Genomic DNA, 16,992 nt, shown 5'->3' with positions numbered 1-16,992 from the left:
CTCCAAGTCGTCGGGGTGAACGATCTCTTCGGACCCTATTCAGCGCCCGCCCGGTAGGTCATGTCCATGGCCCCTCCTGTCACACGATCGCCATTGCGCCGACATGTTGACCTGATCGTCCCGGAGCGCTTCTGGACCGCGCCTGCCCCCTTTTGCACGGGAGTTGACGGGAGTACCGTCCGCCCATGCCGATTCCTGCGCGGTCCAGCCGCACAAGGTTCAGATCGCTCCGGTCGCCCCGTTGGGCGCGCCTGCTCGTAGTGGCGGCCGCGGCCGCCCTGACGGCCCTGTTCCTCTCCCCGGCGGGCGCCCAGGCCGCCCGCGCCAGGGAAAGCACGCCCGTCTACTCGTACGAGAACGCGATACGCGAATCCGTCTGGGTCGACACCCGGCTCGACGAGGACGGCGACGGCAGAAGCGACCGGGTCGCCGTCGACATAGTCCGCCCCCGCGAGCCCGCGAGCCAGGGCCGCAAGGTTCCGGTCATCATGGACGCCTCGCCGTACTACGCCTGCTGCGGGCGCGGCAACGAGAGCCAGCTCAAGACGTATGACCCGCAGGGCAACGTCGTCCAGATGCCGCTCTTCTACGACAACTACTTCGTGCCGCGCGGCTACGCCTTCGTCGGCGTCGACCTGGCCGGAACCAATCGCTCGGACGGCTGCGTCGACATCGGCGGACCCTCCGACATCCAGTCCGCCAAAGCGGTCGTCGACTGGCTGAACGGCCGCGCCCGCGGCTACACCACACGGACCGGCGGCCAGCGGGCGAGCGCGGGCTGGACCAACGGCCGCACCGGAATGATCGGCAAGAGCTGGGACGGCACCATAGCCAACGGCGTGGCCGCCACCGGCGTCGAAGGCCTCAGGACGATCGTCCCGATCAGCGCCATATCCTCCTGGTACGACTACTACTTCGCCAAGGGCGCCCCGCTCTACGACTCCGGGCCCGACTGGCTCTCCAACGTGGTGGAGAACCCCCAGGCGCAGGCCCACTGCGGTGCCGTACAGCGGAAGCTGGTCGAAGGGGCGCCGCGCACCGGCGACTGGACGCCGCTGTGGAGCGGGCGCGACTACGTGGCCGACGCGGGCGACGTCAAGGCGAGCGTGTTCGTGGTGCACGGCATGCAGGACCTGAACGTACGGACCAAGAACTTCGGCCAGTGGTGGGACGCGCTGGCGGCACACGGCGTCGAGCGCAAGATCTGGCTCTCCCAGACCGGGCACGTCGACCCCTTCGACTACCGCCGCGCCGACTGGGTCCCCACCCTCCACAAGTGGTTCGACCACTACCTCCTCGGCTACGACAACGGCATCGAGCGCGCGCCGATGGCCGACATCGAGCGCCACCCCGACCAGTGGTCCACCGACCGCACCTGGCCCCCGGCCGGCACCCGTGACGCCGTACTGCGCCCGGTCACCGGCTCCGCGCCCGGCGTCGGCCGCCTCGCCCTGGACCCGGCGCCCGCCGGCGCGACCGAGACGTTCACCGACGACCCCCAGCTGGACGAGGCGGGCTGGTCCGCCGCCGTGGACCGGTCCACCCCGGAGAAGGCCGGGTTCGTGACCCAGCCGCTCGGCTCCGACCTGCGGCTGTCCGGCTCCTCGAAGGTGACCGTCACCGCGACCCCGACCACCACCAGCGCCCACCTCTCGGCGGTCCTGGTCGACCTGGGCCCCGACACCATCCGCAACTACGGCGGCGACGGCGAGGGCATCCTCACCGGCACCACCCGCACCTGCTGGGGCGCGAGCACGGCCGGGGACAGCGCCTGCTTCAAGGTGACCTCGGCCGACACCAAGGCAGTCGACCACACCGTGTTCAGCCGCGGCTGGGCCGACCTCGGCAACTACGCGGGCGGCACCGGGCAGCCGCTCACCCCGGGCAAGCCGTACACGATCACCCTCGACCTGCACGCCACCGACCACGTCGTCCCGGCCGGCCACCGCCTCGCGCTGATCGTGGCGGGCACCGACAAGAACCTCATCGACCCGCCCGCGAGCCGCCCCACCCTCACCCTCGACCTCGCCCGCACCTCGGCGAAGCTGCCGCTCCTCGGCGGTACGGGGGCGTTCCGGCGGGCCACGTCCGCCGCCCCGCACCACCTCGCGCCGCAGGTCCCGCACCCGGCCGGCGTCGAGGTCCCGCGCCTGCTCCGCCCGGTCCCGGAGGCGCGATGAGAGGCCGCACCCCGCTCCTCGGCGTCACCGTAGCCGCACTCGCCGTGCCCCTGGTGACGGTCCCGGCGCGGGCGACCGCGAGCCCGCCCCGTACCGGCTTCGAGGTGAGCGCCGGGGCGCGCTGGACCGGTGAGCGCCGGGGCGCGCTGGACCGGTGAGCGCGAGGAGCAGGACTTCCTGGCGGCCCTCGCCCAGGGCAGCAGCCAAGCCTCGGTCCTGCGCATCGGCACCACCACGCAGGGCCGCCCGCTCCAGCTCGTCCGCGTCGGCAGCGGGCACACCGCGAACCGGGTCCTGCTGGTGTGCAGCCAGCACGGCGACGAGCCGGCCGGCCGCGAGGCCTGTCTGGTCACCGTCCGCGACCTCGCCTACGCGAAGGACCGGGCGACCCGGCAGCTCCTGGCGCACACCACGCTCTACGTCGTACCGACCGCCAACCCGGACGGCAGGGCCGCCGACACCCGCGTCAACGCCGACGGCGTCGACATCAACCGCGACCACATCGCCCTGCGGACGCCCGAGGCACGGGCCGTGGCGGCGGTCCTGCGCGACGAACAGCCCGACGTCGTCTACGACCTGCACGAGTACGGGTCCACGCCCAAGTGCTACGACAGGGACCTGTTCGACCTGTGGCCGCGCAACCTCAACACCGCCCCGGCGGTGCACGAGGAGGCCAGGACGCTGTCGAGCGCGTACGTACGGGAGGCCGCCCGGGCGGACGGGTTCTCCACCGGTACCTACGGCATCTGGACCGACCCCGTCACCGGTGACCCGGTCAAACAGGTCGCGGGCGACGGCCAGGAGCGGATCCTGCGCAACACGGCGGGCGTCAAACACGCCGTGGGCCTGCTCATCGAGAGCCGCGTGGACGCGGCGAGCGACGCCGAGAAGACCGACCCGGCACTCAACAACCGGCGCCGGGTGGTCTCCCAGCTGAGCGGACTGCGCGGGCTGCTGAGCTTCACGGCGGAGCGCAGGCGCGGCATCGAGGCGGCGACCTCGGCCGCCCGGCTGGCCGGATACCGCGACCGGGGGCCGGTCTACGTCGGGGGCGCGGACAACGAGCCCGCCACCCCCGCGCAGACCCTCGCCGAGCCCCCGTGCGGCTACCGCCTCACCGCCGCCCAGTACGCCGAGGTGAAGGACCGGCTCGCCCTGCACGGCATCAGGGCGAGGCGGTCCGGCGACGGCGCGTTCGTCCCGCTGCGCCAGCCGCTGCGGGCGCTCGTGCCCCTGCTGCTCGACGCCCGTGCGCAGTACGGGCTGACGGCGGCCGAACCCGTACGGCGCTGCTGAGACGGGTTCTCACCGGAGGGGAGTGCGGGAGGCGGCCAGTGCGGCCGCCTCCCGCGCACACCCCCAGGCGACGGTGACCCCGGCGCCGCCGTGCCCGTAGTTGTGCACCAACAGGCCGCCGGACGCGGTGGCTTCGGCCTCGATCCGCACCCCCGCGTCCCGCACCGGCCGCAGCCCCACCCGGTGGGCGAGCACCCGCGCCCCGGCGATCTCCGGACGCACCAGGGCGCACCGCGCCACGATCTCCTCGGCGACGCGCGGGTCCGGGGTGAGGTCCCAGTCGTCGTCCTGCGCGGTGCCGCCGAGCAGCAGCCCGTAGGGCTGGGGGAAGAAGTAGGTCGTATCGCTGGAGGAGTGGTCGACGGAGGTGTACCACTCGGTCACCCCGGGGTTCTCGACGACCACCAACTGGCCGCGCACCGGCCGCATCCCGGCGTCGGGCACGAGCGTACGGGCGCCCAGGCCCGTGCAGTTGACCACGACCGGCGCGTCCGACCAGGGGCCTCCCCTGGTCGAACGGAGTGGAGAGTGCGGGGAAGCGTCGAGCGCACGCCTCTCCACCGTCCCGCCCGCCGCCTCCAGACGCTCTCGCAGCCAGGCCAGGTGCACCGGCATGTCGATCAGCGGTATCCGGGCGTGCACCCCCTGCGCCGACTGGCGCAGCCCGTCCACCTCGGCCGCCCACGGCCCCAGTTCGGAGAGCCGGATGCCCGACTGCAGCCCCTCGACGAGCCGCACCCCGGTCCGCCCGGGATCGGCGGCCATCTCCTCGTACACCCGCAAGGAGGCGAGCGCCCACTCGCCGACGAGCCCGGCGGGCTCGATGCGGTACGGCCACCACAGCGCCCCCGCCACCGCCGACGTCGTCTCCCCGACCGGATCCCGGCTCCACACGCTCACTTGGCGGCCCGACTCCGCCAGGACCACCGCCGTGGTCAGACCGATGACTCCGCCACCCAGCACGATCATCTGTTCGCTCATGCCGGGACGGTAGCGGAATGGGTGACGTCGTGCTCGGATCAGCCGCGGAGGGGAATACTCAGGACATGTCTGCCGCGTACGCGACCTTCGGACTCGCCCCCGCGATGCGGGCAGGCGATATCGCGGGGGCCCATTCTCCCCAACTGCACCGCGACTTCATGGACTTCGTCGTCGACGGACGGCCGCTGCTGCTCCAACTCGCCGACCTGGACGCCGTCTCACCGCTCGCGGCGGACGTGCCGCCCGCCATCCTCGGCGCCCAGGTGCGCAGCCTGCTCCTGGAGACCGAACCGCCGCTGGCCCACGGGCGGTACGTGGTCTATGCCTGCCCGGAGTGCGAGGACCTGGCGTGCGGCGCGGTCACCGCCGTCATCGAGCGCTCGGGCGACGACATCATCTGGCGCGACTTCGCCTGGCAGACCGGGCCCGTGCCGGATCTGCGACTCAACGGCTACCACGGGATAGGGCCGTTCCGCTTCCGCGCCCAGGAGTACAGAGCCGCCCTGGAGCGGCTGCTCTCCGACGAGCCGCCCCGGCGCCGGGTCCTGCTGATCGGGGCCCGCGCGACCGTCCTCGGCAAGCTCGCGGCGGCCCTGCGCTCGATCGGCATCGGCGCGGACATCGCGCACGACGTGACCGACGCGATCCCGCAGGAGCTCGCCACCTACGGGGCGGTCGCCTTCGGCCGCGCGATCCCGGAGGCCGAACGCGCGGCGGTGCGCGCCGCGTTCGGACGCGCCCACGCGCACCCCGTCTACGTGACGGGTCTGGCCCCCATCACCCCGCTCCTGGTGGCCCAGCTGGAACAGGCCCTGGACCGCACACCGCCGGGCCAGCGCCGCCTCACCTACCTCTCCGCCTCCCCGGACGAGGCCCGGCTCGCGGTCGGCGCGACCTGCCGTGTCCGGCTCACCGCGTACCGCCTGGACCGGCTGCACCGCGTCCACACCCAGGAAGTCCTGGACGCGGTCCTCGACCCGGGGCCGCACCGCATCCCGCTGGACGAGCGCGCCCTGCGCGGCGAGTCCTTCCTGGTGGCCCGCACCACGGGCGGGGTGATCACGACCGCGGTGGTGCGCTGAAGCGGTCCACTGGACCGGAGCACGGAACCGGTCCGCCGAGCAGGAGGGCCAGGCCCCGGCCGATACCCGTCGGCCGGCGCCGGCACACCCCAGTAGGATCTATGTCCTCATGACTGCCACTCTCGTCGCCAAGGACCTCGCCGCCGGCCACGGCGACCGCACGCTCTTCGCCGGGCTCGACCTCGTCGTCGCCCCCGGTGACGTCATCGGCCTCGTCGGGGCGAACGGGGCGGGGAAGTCCTCCCTGCTCCGGCTGCTCGCCGGACTCGACACACCGGAGGAGGGCGAGCTGCGGCTCTCCCCGCCGGGCGCCACCGTGGGGCACCTGCCGCAGGAGCCGGACCGGCGCCCCGGCGAGACCGTCCGCGCCTTCCTCGCCCGCCGCACCGGCGTGGCCGCCGCCCAGGAGGCCATGGACACGGCCACCCAGGCCCTGGTCGACGGAGCACCCGGCAGCGACGACGCGTACGCGGAGAGCCTGGAGCGCTGGCTCGACCTCGGCGGCGCCGACCTGGACGAGCGCGCCGAGGAGGTGGCGGCCACCCTCGGCCTCACCATCGGCCTCGACCAGCCGATGACGGCCCTCTCCGGCGGTCAGGCCGCCCGCGCGGGACTGGCCTCGCTGCTGCTCTCGCGGTACGACGTGTTCCTGCTCGACGAGCCCACCAACGACCTCGACCTGGACGGTCTGGAGCGCCTGGAGTCCTTCGTCAAGGGCCTGCGCGCGGGCACGGTCGTGATCAGCCACGACCGCGAGTTCCTCACCCGTACCGTCACCAAGGTGCTCGAACTCGACCTCGCCCAGCAGCAGATCACGCTCTACGGCGGCGGCTACGAGGCGTATCTGGAGGAGCGCGAGACCGCCCGCAGGCACGCCCGCGAGGACTACGACGAGTACGCGGACAAGCGCTCGGCCCTGGAGGGCCGGGCCCAGATGCAGCGCGGCTGGATGGACAAGGGCGTCAAGAACGCCCGCCGCAAGGCCGGCGACAACGACAAGCTCGGCCGGAAGTTCCGCAGCGACGCCAGCGAGAAGCAGGCCTCCAAGGCCCGCCAGACCCAGCGCATGATCGAGCGCCTGGACGTCGTCGACGAGCCCCGCAAGGAGTGGGAGCTCCGTATGGAGATCGCGTCCGCCCCGCGCTCGGGCGCGGTCGTCGCCACTCTCAGCCAGGCCGAGATCCGGCGCGGCGACTACACCTTCGGCCCCGCGTCCCTCCAGATCGACTGGGCCGACCGCGTGGCGATCACCGGCGCCAACGGCGCGGGCAAGTCCACCCTGCTCGCCGCCCTGCTCGGCCGCCTCCCGCTCGACGCGGGGCGGGCTACGCTCGGCTCCGGCGTCGTCGTCGGCGAGGTCGACCAGGCCCGGGGGCTCTTCGTCGGCGAGGAGCCCCTGCTCGACGCGTTCTGCGCGGCCGTCCCCGACACCGAGCCGGCCGAGGTGCGCACGCTCCTCGCCAAGTTCGGCCTGCGGGCCGACCACGTACTGCGCACCGCCGCCTCGCTCTCGCCCGGCGAGCGCACCCGGGCGGCGCTCGCGCTGCTCCAGGGCCGGGGCGTCAACCTGCTCGTCCTCGACGAGCCGACCAACCACCTCGACCTCCCGGCGATCGAGCAGCTGGAGTCCGCCCTCGACTCGTACACCGGCACCCTGCTCCTGGTCACCCACGACCGCCGGATGCTGGACGCGGTGCACACCACCCGGCGCATCGAGGTCGCCGACGGCAAGGTCACCGAGGAGTGATCTGACCGGGCAGCGCCGCGAGCCCCGTTCTGCCAGCCGGTCCCGTATCTGCTGACGCTCGCGCCGAGCGCGACGACGCTGGTCCTGGGCGGCGTCGGCCCGCTCGTCCTGTGGCCGCTCACCCTGGTGCTCGCGGCCCTGGCCATCGGCCCGCTCGTCCTGTGGGGCCCGGTCTACCGCCGCGACCACGCCCCCGGACGCGTCCCGTCCGACGGCGGTGCTGTGGGGCGTGGCGCCGTGGCTGTACGCGTACCACCTCTTCGTGGTCTCGGCGCGCGTCTTCGTCCGCCTGGCCCGCGGCCCGCAACGGCTGGGCCACAACCCGCCGCGACGCGAAACCGATCACGACCGGGCCAGGGGCCCTGGAGGGCCAGGGGCGGGGCGCCCTGCCCTCCCTCTCCACCTGGCTGTGGGCACGCGTGCCGCCAGGGGCGATGGGGGTCTCCGCCCGCTCTTCAAGAGCTTGGGGGAGGGTGGGCACAGCGGCACCCGTCCCCGGGCCACCGCTCCACCTCCCCGGCCCCCGTACCGCGCGCCCTGGCGGCAGACATGCCCACAGCGGCGTCAGCGCTTCCCGCGCCCCCCGGACCCCTTCGCATCCAGCAGCCCCGCCTTCCGCAAGGCATCCGCCATCGCCCCGTTCGCGGGCGCCGGTGCCTGCCGACCACGGTCGCGGTCGCGCTCGCCACCCCGGCGGTCACCGCCGCCCCGGCGCGGCTGCGGGGGCCGCCCACCCCGCTCCTCCCGCTTCGCCCCGCCGCCCGAGGCGCCCGTGCTCGCCTCGTCATCCAGCCGCAGCGTCAGCGAAATCCGCTTGCGCGGCACATCCACGTCCAGGACCTTCACCTTGACGATGTCGCCCGGCTTGACCACCTCGCGGGGGTCCTTCACGAACGTCTTGGACAGGGCCGACACATGCGCGAGCCCGTCCTGGTGCACCCCGATGTCGATGAACGCGCCGAACGCCGCCACGTTCGTCACCACGCCCTCCAGCACCATCCCCGGCTCCAGGTCGCCGATCTTCTCGACGCCGTCCTTGAAGGTCGCCGTCTTGAAGGCGGGCCGCGGGTCGCGACCGGGCTTCTCCAGCTCGCGCAGGATGTCCGTGACGGTCGGCAGACCGAACGTCTCGTCCACGAACGTGTCCGGCCGCAGCGACCGCAGCACCGCCGTGTTGCCGATGAGCGCCGCCACCTCGCTCCCCGTCGACTTCACCATCCGGCGCACCACCGGATACGCCTCGGGGTGCACGCTGGACGAGTCCAGCGGGTCGTCGCCGCCGCGGATCCGCAGGAAGCCCGCGCACTGCTCGTACGCCTTCGGGCCCAGCCGGGCCACGTCCTTGAGCGCCTTGCGGGAGCGGAACGGGCCGTTGGCGTCGCGGTGCGCCACGATGTTCTCGGCGAGCCCGGCGCCGATGCCCGAGACGCGCGAGAGCAGCGGCGCGGACGCGGTGTTGACGTCCACGCCCACCCCGTTCACACAGTCCTCCACGACCGCGTCGAGCGAGCGCGAGAGCTTCACCTCGGAGAGGTCGTGCTGGTACTGGCCGACGCCGATCGACTTGGGGTCGATCTTCACCAGCTCGGCGAGCGGGTCCTGGAGGCGGCGGGCGATGGAGACCGCGCCGCGCAGCGACACGTCCATGTCGGGCAGCTCCTGCGAGGCGAAGGCCGACGCCGAGTACACCGAAGCGCCCGCCTCCGACACCATCACCTTGGTGAGCTTCAGCTCGGGGTGCTCGGTGATCAGTTCACCGGCGAGCTTGTCGGTCTCGCGGGACGCCGTGCCGTTGCCGATGGCGATCAGGTCGACCGCGTGCTCCTCGGCGAGCCGCGCCAGCTTGGCGAGCGCCTCGTCCCACTTGTTCGCCGGGACGTGCGGGTAGATCACGTCCGTCGCCACGACCTTGCCCGTCGCGTCCACGACGGCCACCTTCACGCCCGTACGGAACCCGGGGTCGAGCCCCAGCGTCGCGCGCGTCCCGGCCGGGGCGGCGAGCAGCAGGTCGCGCAGGTTCGAGGCGAAGACCCGCACCGCCTCGTCCTCGGCGGCCGTGCGCAGCCGCAGCCGCAGGTCGATGCCGAGGTGGACGAGGATCCGGGTGCGCCACGCCCAACGGACGGTGTCCGCCAGCCACTTGTCGCCCGGCCGGCCCCGGTCGGCGATGCCGAAGCGGCGCGCCACCATGTTCTCGTACGCGGAGGGGCCGGGGACTTCCGAGGGTTCCTCGGGCTCCAGGACCAGGTCGAGGACGTCCTCCTTCTCGCCGCGCAGCATCGCCAGGACCCGGTGCGAGGGCAGCGCCGTGAACGGCTCGGTGAAGTCGAAGTAGTCGGCGAACTTGGCGCCCGCCTCCTCCTTGCCCGCGCGGACCTTCGCCACGAGGCGGCCCTTCGTCCACATCCGCTCGCGCACCTCGCCGATCAGGTCGGCGTCCTCCGAGAACTGCTCGGTGAGGATGGAGCGGGCGCCCTCCAGGGCCGCCGCCGGGTCCGCTACGCCCTTGTCCGCGTCGACGAACGCGGCCGCGGCGGCGAGCGGGTCCACCGACGGGTCGGTGAGCAGCCCCTGCGCCAGCGGTTCGAGGCCCGCCTCGCGCGCGATCTGTGCCTTGGTGCGCCGCTTGGGCTTGAAGGGCAGATAGATGTCCTCCAGGCGCGCCTTGGTGTCGGCGGCGCGGATCTGCCGCTCCAGCTCCTCGGTGAGCTTGCCCTGCTCGCGTACGGAGTCGAGGACCGCCGCGCGGCGGTCCTCCAGCTCGCGCAGATACCGCAGCCGCTCCTCCAGGGTGCGCAGCTGGGCGTCGTCGAGCATCTCGGTCGCTTCCTTGCGGTAGCGCGCGATGAACGGCACGGTCGACCCGCCGTCGAGCAGCTCGACGGCGGCCTTCACCTGCCGCTCCCGTACGCCGAGTTCCTCGGCGATCCTGCCTTCGATGGACGTCGTCACGATCACGTACCGCCTTCTCGCAGAGCTTGAGGCGCCATTGTGGCAGGCGGCACCGACAATCGGCGGTCAGCCCTTGCCGGAGAGGTCGGCCGGGAACGCGCCCGCCGCCACCGCCGCCATCAGGAATCCCCGGGCCAGTTCGGTCAGCCGGTCCACGCCGTCCGCGCCGAGCAGCTCGTACGGGGCGAGGTCGAGCCGGTCGGTGCGGTCCTCGACCTCGGCGCGCAGTGCGGTGCCCGCCTCGGTCAACTCGCCCTCGGCGTCCAGGATCCCGCGCTCACGCAGCCGTACGGCGGCCGCGTCCCAGTCGGCGCGCCGCCAGCCGCGCGTGCCCAGGATCCAGCGCGGCGCCATGCCCTTGCCGGTGGCGGTGTGGCTGACCAGCGCCTCCAGCGGGTCGAGCCCGGCGTCGAGCAGTACCGCGAGGTGGCCGTCGCCCCGGTGCTCGCGCAGCAGCGTCGCCGCGTGCCAGTAGGCCAGGTGCGGCTCCTCGGGCACCGGCAGGTCGGCGTGGGCGGCGTACAGCGGCCGGGCGTGGCGGGTGCAGCCCTCGGCGGCGCGCAGGGCGAGGCGCGCGGCCTCGGCCATCTCCGGCGAGGCCACCGCCTCGTCACCGAGGAGGCGCCGCAGGGTGCTGTCGACGGCGCGCAGCCGGGCGGCGAGGACCGTCTCGGGGGAGGCGATGTCCCAGACGGCGGGCACGTGCAGGGCGACCAGCTCGTGGTTGAAGTTGTAGAAGGTGGCGGTGACCGTGCCGGGGCCCACCGCGCCCAGTGCGGCGGCGCGCCCGGCGAAGTAGGCGGCGCGCGCGTCCTCGATGCCGATCTCCGCGAGCTCCTTGGCGAAGTCGGGGGAGAAGTAGACGGTCGAGTGCAGCGGGTTGACGGAGTTGTGGCAGCGGCGGCCGGCGCGCGGCGGGAGAGACGTCATACCCGCAGGTTACCGACTGGTCGGTACGCCGTGAAGTCCCGGGGCGGGACGGGCGCGCCGTGGCAGGAAAGGTGGGGTACTCGTCATTGCGGACATCGGGGGTACCCCGAAGAATCGTGGGTATGGCACAGCGATCCGTCCTCATCGTCCTCTTCGAGGGCGTCCAGAGCCTGGACGTCACCGGCCCCATGGAGGTCTTCACCGGCGCCGGCCACTTCGCCGAGGCCGTGGGCGACGAGTACCTCGTCCGCACCGCCACGCTGGACGGCGGCCCGGTCCGCAGCTCCAGCCGCCTCACCCTCGTCCCCGACTTCGCCCTGGCCCAGGCGCCCGAGCCGCACACCCTGCTGGTGCCGGGCGGCCGCGGCACCCGCGACCCGGACCCGGCCCTCATCACCTGGCTGCGCGAGCACGGGCCGCGGGCCGAGCGGCTGGTCTCCGTGTGCACCGGGGCCGCGCTCCTCGCGGAGGCGGGGCTGCTCGACGGGCGCCGCGCGACCACCCACTGGGCGTACTGCGAGTCCCTCGCGCGCCGGCACCCGAAGGTCACCGTCGAGCCCGACCCCATCTACGTACGCGACGGGAACGTGGCCACCTCGGCGGGGGTGACGGCCGGGATCGACCTCTCCCTCGCGCTCGTCGAGGAGGACCTGGGGCGCGAGGCCGCGCTCACCGTGGCCCGGCACCTGGTGGTGTTCCTGCGCCGCCCGGGCAACCAGGCCCAGTTCAGCGCCCAGCTCTCCGCCCAGACCGCCCGGCGCGAGCCGCTGCGCGAGGTGCAGCACTGGATCACCGAGCACCCCGGCGAGGACCTCTCGGTGGAGGCGCTCGCCGCCCGTGCCCGGCTGTCGCCGCGCCACTTCGCCCGTGCCTTCCACGCCGAGACCGGCTCGACACCCGGCCGCTACGTCGAGCGCGTCCGCGTCGAACACGCCCGGCGCCTGCTCGAAGACACCGCCGACGGAGTCGAGGAGATCTCCCGCGCCTGCGGCTACGGCACTCCCGAAGCGATGCGCCGCGCCTTCCTCAAGTCCCTCGGGACCGCTCCCGCCGAGTACCGGCGCCGGTTCCACCCCGCCGACTGACCCGCCGTCCGACCCACTCCGAGAGGAACCCGATGCAGATCGCCATCCTGCTCTACGACCGCTTCACCTCGCTGGACGCCATCGGCCCGTACGAGATGCTCTGCCGCCTGCCCGACGCCGAGACGGTCTTCGTCGCCGAGCAGGCCGGACCGGTGATCAACGACAGGGGCAGTCTGTACATCGTCGCGCAGAAGAGCCTCGACGAGGTGCGCACCCCGGACGTCGTGGTCGTCCCGGGCGGCCCCGGCACCCGGGAGATCCTCGGCAACGAAGCCCTGACCGGTTGGCTGCGCGCGGTCGACGCCGGTACCACCTGGACGACGTCGGTGTGCACCGGCTCGCTGCTGCTCGCGGCGGCCGGGCTGCTGAAAGGCCGGCGCGCCACCACGCACTGGCTCGGCTACGACGCCCTGGCCGCGCTGGGTGCCGAGCCGACCGGCGAGCGGGTGGTCACCGACGGCAAGTACCTCACCGCCGCCGGGGTCTCCTCCGGCATCGACATGGGGCTCACCCTGGTCGGCCGCCTCGCTGGCGACGAGTTCGCGCAGGCCGTGCAACTGCTGACCGAGTACGACCCGCAGCCGCCCTACGACGCGGGCTCGCCCGACAAGGCCCCGGCGGAGCTGGTGGCCAAGCTGCGCTCGGGCGGCCATGTGCTCGTGGAGTAGCCCGGCCCGCCCCGCGCGGTTCAGCCCGAAGCGGTCCAGCCGAAGCGCGGGGCCCTGCGCTCCAGGAACGCGGCGACGCCCTCGGCGGTGTCGCCGCTGCCGCCCGCCTGCTCCCTCCAGTACGCGTCCCGGTCGGTGCGCCCGTTCGCGAACTCCTTGGCCGCCGCCTGGGTCAGCTGCGAGCGGGCGGTCAGGACGCGGGTGAACTCTGCCACCCGCTTGTCCAGTTCACCGGCCGGCAGCACCTCGTCCACCAGGCCGGTCCGCAGCGCCCGCGCCGAGTCGATCAACTCGGCCGAGAACAGCAGGTACTTGGCGGTCGCGGGACCCACCAGGGCGGCCAGGCGCCGGGTCGAGGACGACGCGTAGACGATGCCGAGCCTGGCGGGCGTGATCCCGAACGAGGCACCCTCCTCCGCGAAGCGCAGATCACAGGCGGCCGCGAGCTGACAGCCGCCGCCCACGCAGTAGCCGCGCACGGCGGCCAGCGTCGGCTTGGGGAAGGCGGCGAGCGCCTCCTCGGCCCCCACCGCGAGCGACTGCGGGTCCTCGCCCGGCCCGGGCGCGCGCAGCGAGGAGATGTCGGCGCCCGCGCAGAACGTCGGCCCGGCACCGGTCAGCACCAGGGCCCGTACGTCCCGGTCGGCGGCCAGCTCGTCGAGCAGCGGCGGCAGCGCCCGCCACATCCCGGCCGTCATCGCGTTGCGCTTGGCGGGGTTGCTGATGACGACGGTGGCCACCCCGTCCGCCACGGTGTGCTCCAGCTGCGGCTCCATGCGCCGGATGCTATCCGCGCGGGCCGCTCCTGTGATCAAGAGGGGCCGACCGGCGATGCCGCGGGGAGAGGCTGGAGGAGAGGCTGACGGCCGCACCCGCATCCGCAAGCGACAGCAGGAAGCTCCGCCGCGGTTTCGGACGGCTGAGCGTCCTCGGCGCGGTCCTCGCGCTCGCGGGTCCGGCCGGTCCCGTCTACCCGTCTACCGGCCGGTCCCGTCTACCCGTCGACCGGCCGGTCCCGTCCATACGGGCGTGGCGGCCCTCACCTCGACGCTCCTGTTCGGCTGGCTGCTGCCGACAGGCGGCGTGGTCGGTCTCATGCACGCGATCCCGTCGCGCGGCGCGAACCTCTCGGTCTGCTTTCGACGGCCTGGGCCTGATCGCGCTCGGCGTCGGCGGCCGGCGGATCGTGGGCCTGGTGACGGACGCGCGGGTGGACACCGACGCCGGGGAGTCCGAATCCGTACCGCAGACATCCCAGCAAGCCGTGGCAAAGCCGTCAGGCAGCGATCAGGGGCGCTTTGGGAGGTGACATAGGCGGGCGATTGCGATCAGAAGGCGTCGATACGCGCTGACTTCTGTTCAGTCGCCCGGCCTGGACCATCCCACTCCCGGACACTCGTTACCAAGAGCCCGACAGCCGAGTGCGAGGGTGGTGCCGGAACATGGAGATCCGCGGGAGCGTGCCACCCGACGCCGCGCCGGCCAGGCCGTTCCCGTACGAGGGGGTCTGGCGCTTCACGGCTCCCGCGATCGACGCCTCGGTCCCGCAGGCCCGGCACGCCGTACGCGACCTGCTCCGCCGGCAGGGCGTGCCCATCCACGACGACCTCGTCCAGGGCCTGCTCCTGATCGTCTCCGAGCTGGTCACCAACGCGGTCAAGCACGCGGCCCTGCTCTCCCCGCAGGTGGCCGTGGAGGTAGCCATCGGCGCCGAGTGGATCCGGGTCTCGGTGGAGGACAACCACCCCTACCGCCCCAAGGCGCTGGAGACCGACTACGGGCAGACGGGCGGGCGCGGACTGCTGCTGGTGCGCGAGATCACCTGCGAGGCGGGCGGGGCCTGCGACGTCGAGCAGACCGTGAGCGGCGGCAAGATCATCTGGGTGGCCCTGCCGCTGGCCCCGGTCTCCGGCGCGGTCACCAGCCCGCGGCAGGCCCTGTGAGCTCCCTGACCGCGGGCCGGGCCGCGTCCAGGACCGTCATGAACCACGCGGAGAAGGTGGCCCGCCCGTGCAGCGCGGCCAGCTCCTGCGGCGAGACGACGGCGGTCTCGTAGACCTCCTCCGGGTCCGGCAGCACGGGCGACTGCACCAGACCGACGAAGAGGTGGTTGTACTCCTGCTCCACCAGGCCCGAGTCCGGGTCCGGGTGGTTGTAGCGGACCGTGCCCGCCTCGGCTAGCAGTGAGGGCGAGACGCCCAGCTCCTCGTGGGTGCGCCGGGCGGCCGCCGCGAAGGGGGACTCGCCGGGGTAGGGGTGCCCGCAGCAGGTGTTCGACCAGACGCCGGGGGAGTGGTACTTGCCGAGCGCGCGGCGCTGGAGCAGCAGCTTGCCCGCCGGGTCGAAGAGGAAGACGGAGAACGCCCGGTGCAGCTTGCCGGGGGCCTGGTGGGCGGAGAGCTTCTCCGCGGTGCCGATGGTGTTGCCGCTCTCGTCGACCAGTTCGAGCATGATCTCTTCGGCGGTCCCGTTCGACGAGCTGTTCGCCGTAGTGGCTGGTGTGGTCGGCATAACCATCCTTCGCTTCGGTCCTCAGCTGCCAAGTCTGCCGTACAAAAGCGGCGTGTCCGCACTTCGACGGGCGGCGCATGTCCGTAATGCGTCGGGTGCGCGACACCATCGAAGAAGGGATCGTGCCCATCCGCACCGGAGCGGAATCATCGAACGTGCGAGCGAGCCGGGGGTTGTCCGCCCCGCTGCCGGTCAGTGGCAGAGCCCGGCCTCGTGGGCCGCGTGGCCGCTCGGCTCCAGCTGGAAGGTGCAGTGCTCCACATCGAAGTGATCACCCAGGCAGGCCTGCAGATCGTGCAGCAGCTTCTCGTGGCCCACCGAGTCCAGGACCTCCTGGCTGACCACCACATGGGCCGAGAGCACCGGCATCCCGGAGGTGATCGTCCAGGCGTGCAGGTCATGGACGTCCTCGACGCCCGGCAGGGCCACGATGTGCGCCCGCACCTCGCCCATGTCGACGCCCTTGGGCGCGGCCTCCAGGAGCACGTTCAGCGTCTCCCGCAGCAGCTTCACGGTACGCGGGACGATCATGAGGCCGATCACCAGCGAGGCGATCGGGTCGGCGGCCTGCCAGCCGGTCGTCATGATGATCACGGCCGAGAGCAGTACGGCCACGGAGCCGAGCGCGTCCGCGAGCACCTCCAGGAAGGCGGCGCGCACATTGAGGCTCTCCTGCTGGCCGCCGACCAGGAGCGAGAGCGAGACCATGTTGGCGACCAGACCGATCAGGCCGAAAACGATCGTCGTCGGCCCCGAGGTGTCGGCCGGTTCGACGAACCGCTGGACCGCCTCGTACAGCACGTATCCACCGACGCCGAGCAGCAGCAGACAGTTGGCGAGCGCGGCCAGGATCTCGGCGCGGGCGTAGCCGAACGTCCGGTTGTGACCGGCCGGGCGGTTGGCGAAGTGGATGGCGAGCAGCGCCATCGCGAGCCCGAGGGCGTCCGTCGCCATGTGCGCCGCGTCCGCGACCAGCGCCAGCGAGTCCGCGAGCAGCCCGCCGACGATCTCGACCACCATCACGCCCAGCGTGATGCCCAGGGCCACCCGCAGCCGCCCCCTGTACGCCGCGGCGGCCGTCCCGGTGGGCGGCGGTCCGCCGTGCGCGTGCCCGTGGTCGTGCCCAGCCCCCATGGAAGGCCACCTCTCAGACTGTCGGCAAAGTTGTGCGATCTGCGTACGAGGGGTCAGTGAACTACGGGTGGGGGGTATGGGGCAACACGGCACTGAACACCGTTGTCATATGCTCTGACCTGCGGAAACGCTTTCCCTGCGATGTTTGTACGCCGTTCGCACAGGCGTCGCAGGTCAGAGCGGTGTGCGGCCGTCCGCCGCGGTGCGGAGCCCCGGGGGCGACAGCCGGGGGGCGGTTTGTGGGGCGCGGCCCTGATCGACGATGATGATCCACGCGGCGGTCCCCCGCCGCAGGGCCCGATCGGGGCGTAAACAGGCGATGAACTCCCGGTTCCACGCATCCGATAGCCTCCCGATAGCCTCTGCCGACGTGCCGCCCGCCGTTTGTTTCCGGGCCGGGCCGTCGGCCATCAGCCATGCCAGCTC

The 16,992-nt window shown here is 73.0% G+C and carries 12 protein-coding genes and 1 pseudogene; 7 read left to right on the top strand and 6 right to left on the bottom strand.

Translation table 11 applies throughout. The features are described 5' to 3' along the window. Nucleotides 1-185 precede the first annotated feature (185 nt). Complete coding sequence (locus ACFWA7_RS15645; RefSeq protein WP_385533498.1) at nt 186-2,180, top strand: Xaa-Pro dipeptidyl-peptidase; 1,995 nt, start codon at nt 186-188, stop codon at nt 2,178-2,180. After that, nucleotides 2,177-3,476 (top strand): annotated as a pseudogene (locus ACFWA7_RS15640) (M14 family metallocarboxypeptidase). The gene ACFWA7_RS15645 and the pseudogene ACFWA7_RS15640 overlap by 4 nt, the downstream one beginning before the upstream one ends. Before the next feature lie 9 nt (nt 3,477-3,485). Here the strand turns inward: ACFWA7_RS15640 and ACFWA7_RS15635 are convergent. Further along, a complete protein-coding gene (locus ACFWA7_RS15635; RefSeq protein ID WP_385823378.1) occupies nt 3,486-4,457 on the bottom strand; it encodes an NAD(P)/FAD-dependent oxidoreductase in 972 nt (323 codons plus the stop codon). A 65-nt stretch (nt 4,458-4,522) separates the two neighbouring features. Here ACFWA7_RS15635 and ACFWA7_RS15630 point away from each other — a divergent pair, with 65 nt between their 5' ends. Together ACFWA7_RS15630 and ACFWA7_RS15625 are read left to right on the top strand one after the other, a co-directional pair. Then, nucleotides 4,523-5,539 carry an oxidoreductase gene (locus tag ACFWA7_RS15630; protein WP_385823376.1) on the top strand — a complete coding sequence of 339 codons (1,017 nt, stop codon included), beginning with the start codon at nt 4,523-4,525 and terminating at the stop codon, nt 5,537-5,539. 109 nt (nt 5,540-5,648) lie between these two features. Further along, the gene (locus ACFWA7_RS15625; protein WP_385533508.1) at nt 5,649-7,286 is read left to right on the top strand and encodes an ABC-F family ATP-binding cassette domain-containing protein; all 1,638 of its coding nucleotides are present in this window, start codon (nt 5,649-5,651) and stop codon (nt 7,284-7,286) included. A gap of 564 nt (nt 7,287-7,850) precedes the next feature. On the opposite strand, the gene ACFWA7_RS15620 is transcribed toward ACFWA7_RS15625, so the two are convergent. Together ACFWA7_RS15620 and ACFWA7_RS15615 are read right to left on the bottom strand one after the other, a co-directional pair. Beyond that, the gene (locus ACFWA7_RS15620; protein WP_385823415.1) at nt 7,851-10,238 is read right to left on the bottom strand and encodes a Tex family protein; all 2,388 of its coding nucleotides are present in this window, start codon (nt 10,236-10,238) and stop codon (nt 7,851-7,853) included. Between the two features lie 66 nt (nt 10,239-10,304). Next, nucleotides 10,305-11,168, bottom strand: a complete 864-nt coding sequence (locus tag ACFWA7_RS15615) for a hypothetical protein (RefSeq protein ID WP_385533511.1) — start codon at nt 11,166-11,168, stop codon at nt 10,305-10,307. 122 nt (nt 11,169-11,290) lie between these two features. Between ACFWA7_RS15615 and ACFWA7_RS15610 the strand changes: the two genes are divergently transcribed. Together ACFWA7_RS15610 and ACFWA7_RS15605 are read left to right on the top strand one after the other, a co-directional pair. Further along, complete coding sequence (locus tag ACFWA7_RS15610; RefSeq protein ID WP_385533514.1) at nt 11,291-12,253, top strand: GlxA family transcriptional regulator; 963 nt, start codon at nt 11,291-11,293, stop codon at nt 12,251-12,253. A gap of 32 nt (nt 12,254-12,285) precedes the next feature. Beyond that, a complete protein-coding gene (locus ACFWA7_RS15605) occupies nt 12,286-12,921 on the top strand; it encodes a DJ-1/PfpI family protein (protein ID WP_385823374.1) in 636 nt (211 codons plus the stop codon). Between the two features lie 20 nt (nt 12,922-12,941). Here the strand turns inward: ACFWA7_RS15605 and ACFWA7_RS15600 are convergent, their stop codons facing one another. Beyond that, nucleotides 12,942-13,697: an enoyl-CoA hydratase/isomerase family protein gene (locus ACFWA7_RS15600; protein ID WP_385533520.1), complete on the bottom strand. Its 756-nt coding sequence runs from the start codon at nt 13,695-13,697 to the stop codon at nt 12,942-12,944. 666 nt (nt 13,698-14,363) lie between these two features. Here ACFWA7_RS15600 and ACFWA7_RS15595 point away from each other — a divergent pair. After that, on the top strand, nt 14,364-14,864 hold the full coding sequence (locus ACFWA7_RS15595; RefSeq protein WP_385823372.1) for an ATP-binding protein: 501 nt from the start codon (nt 14,364-14,366) through the stop codon (nt 14,862-14,864). Here ACFWA7_RS15595 and idi read toward each other — a convergent pair. Together idi and ACFWA7_RS15585 are read right to left on the bottom strand one after the other, a co-directional pair. Beyond that, nucleotides 14,839-15,432 (bottom strand): isopentenyl-diphosphate Delta-isomerase, encoded by a 594-nt coding sequence (gene idi / locus ACFWA7_RS15590; RefSeq protein ID WP_385533524.1) that lies wholly within the window; start codon nt 15,430-15,432, stop codon nt 14,839-14,841. The genes ACFWA7_RS15595 and idi overlap by 26 nt on opposite strands. A gap of 192 nt (nt 15,433-15,624) precedes the next feature. After that, a complete protein-coding gene (locus ACFWA7_RS15585; RefSeq protein ID WP_385823370.1) occupies nt 15,625-16,566 on the bottom strand; it encodes a cation diffusion facilitator family transporter in 942 nt (313 codons plus the stop codon). Nucleotides 16,567-16,992 lie beyond the last annotated feature (426 nt).

Source organism: Streptomyces sp. NPDC059994 (genome assembly GCF_042737755.1).
Lineage (GTDB): Bacteria > Actinomycetota > Actinomycetes > Streptomycetales > Streptomycetaceae > Streptomyces.
This window is presented reverse-complemented; position numbering and strand designations above follow the sequence as displayed.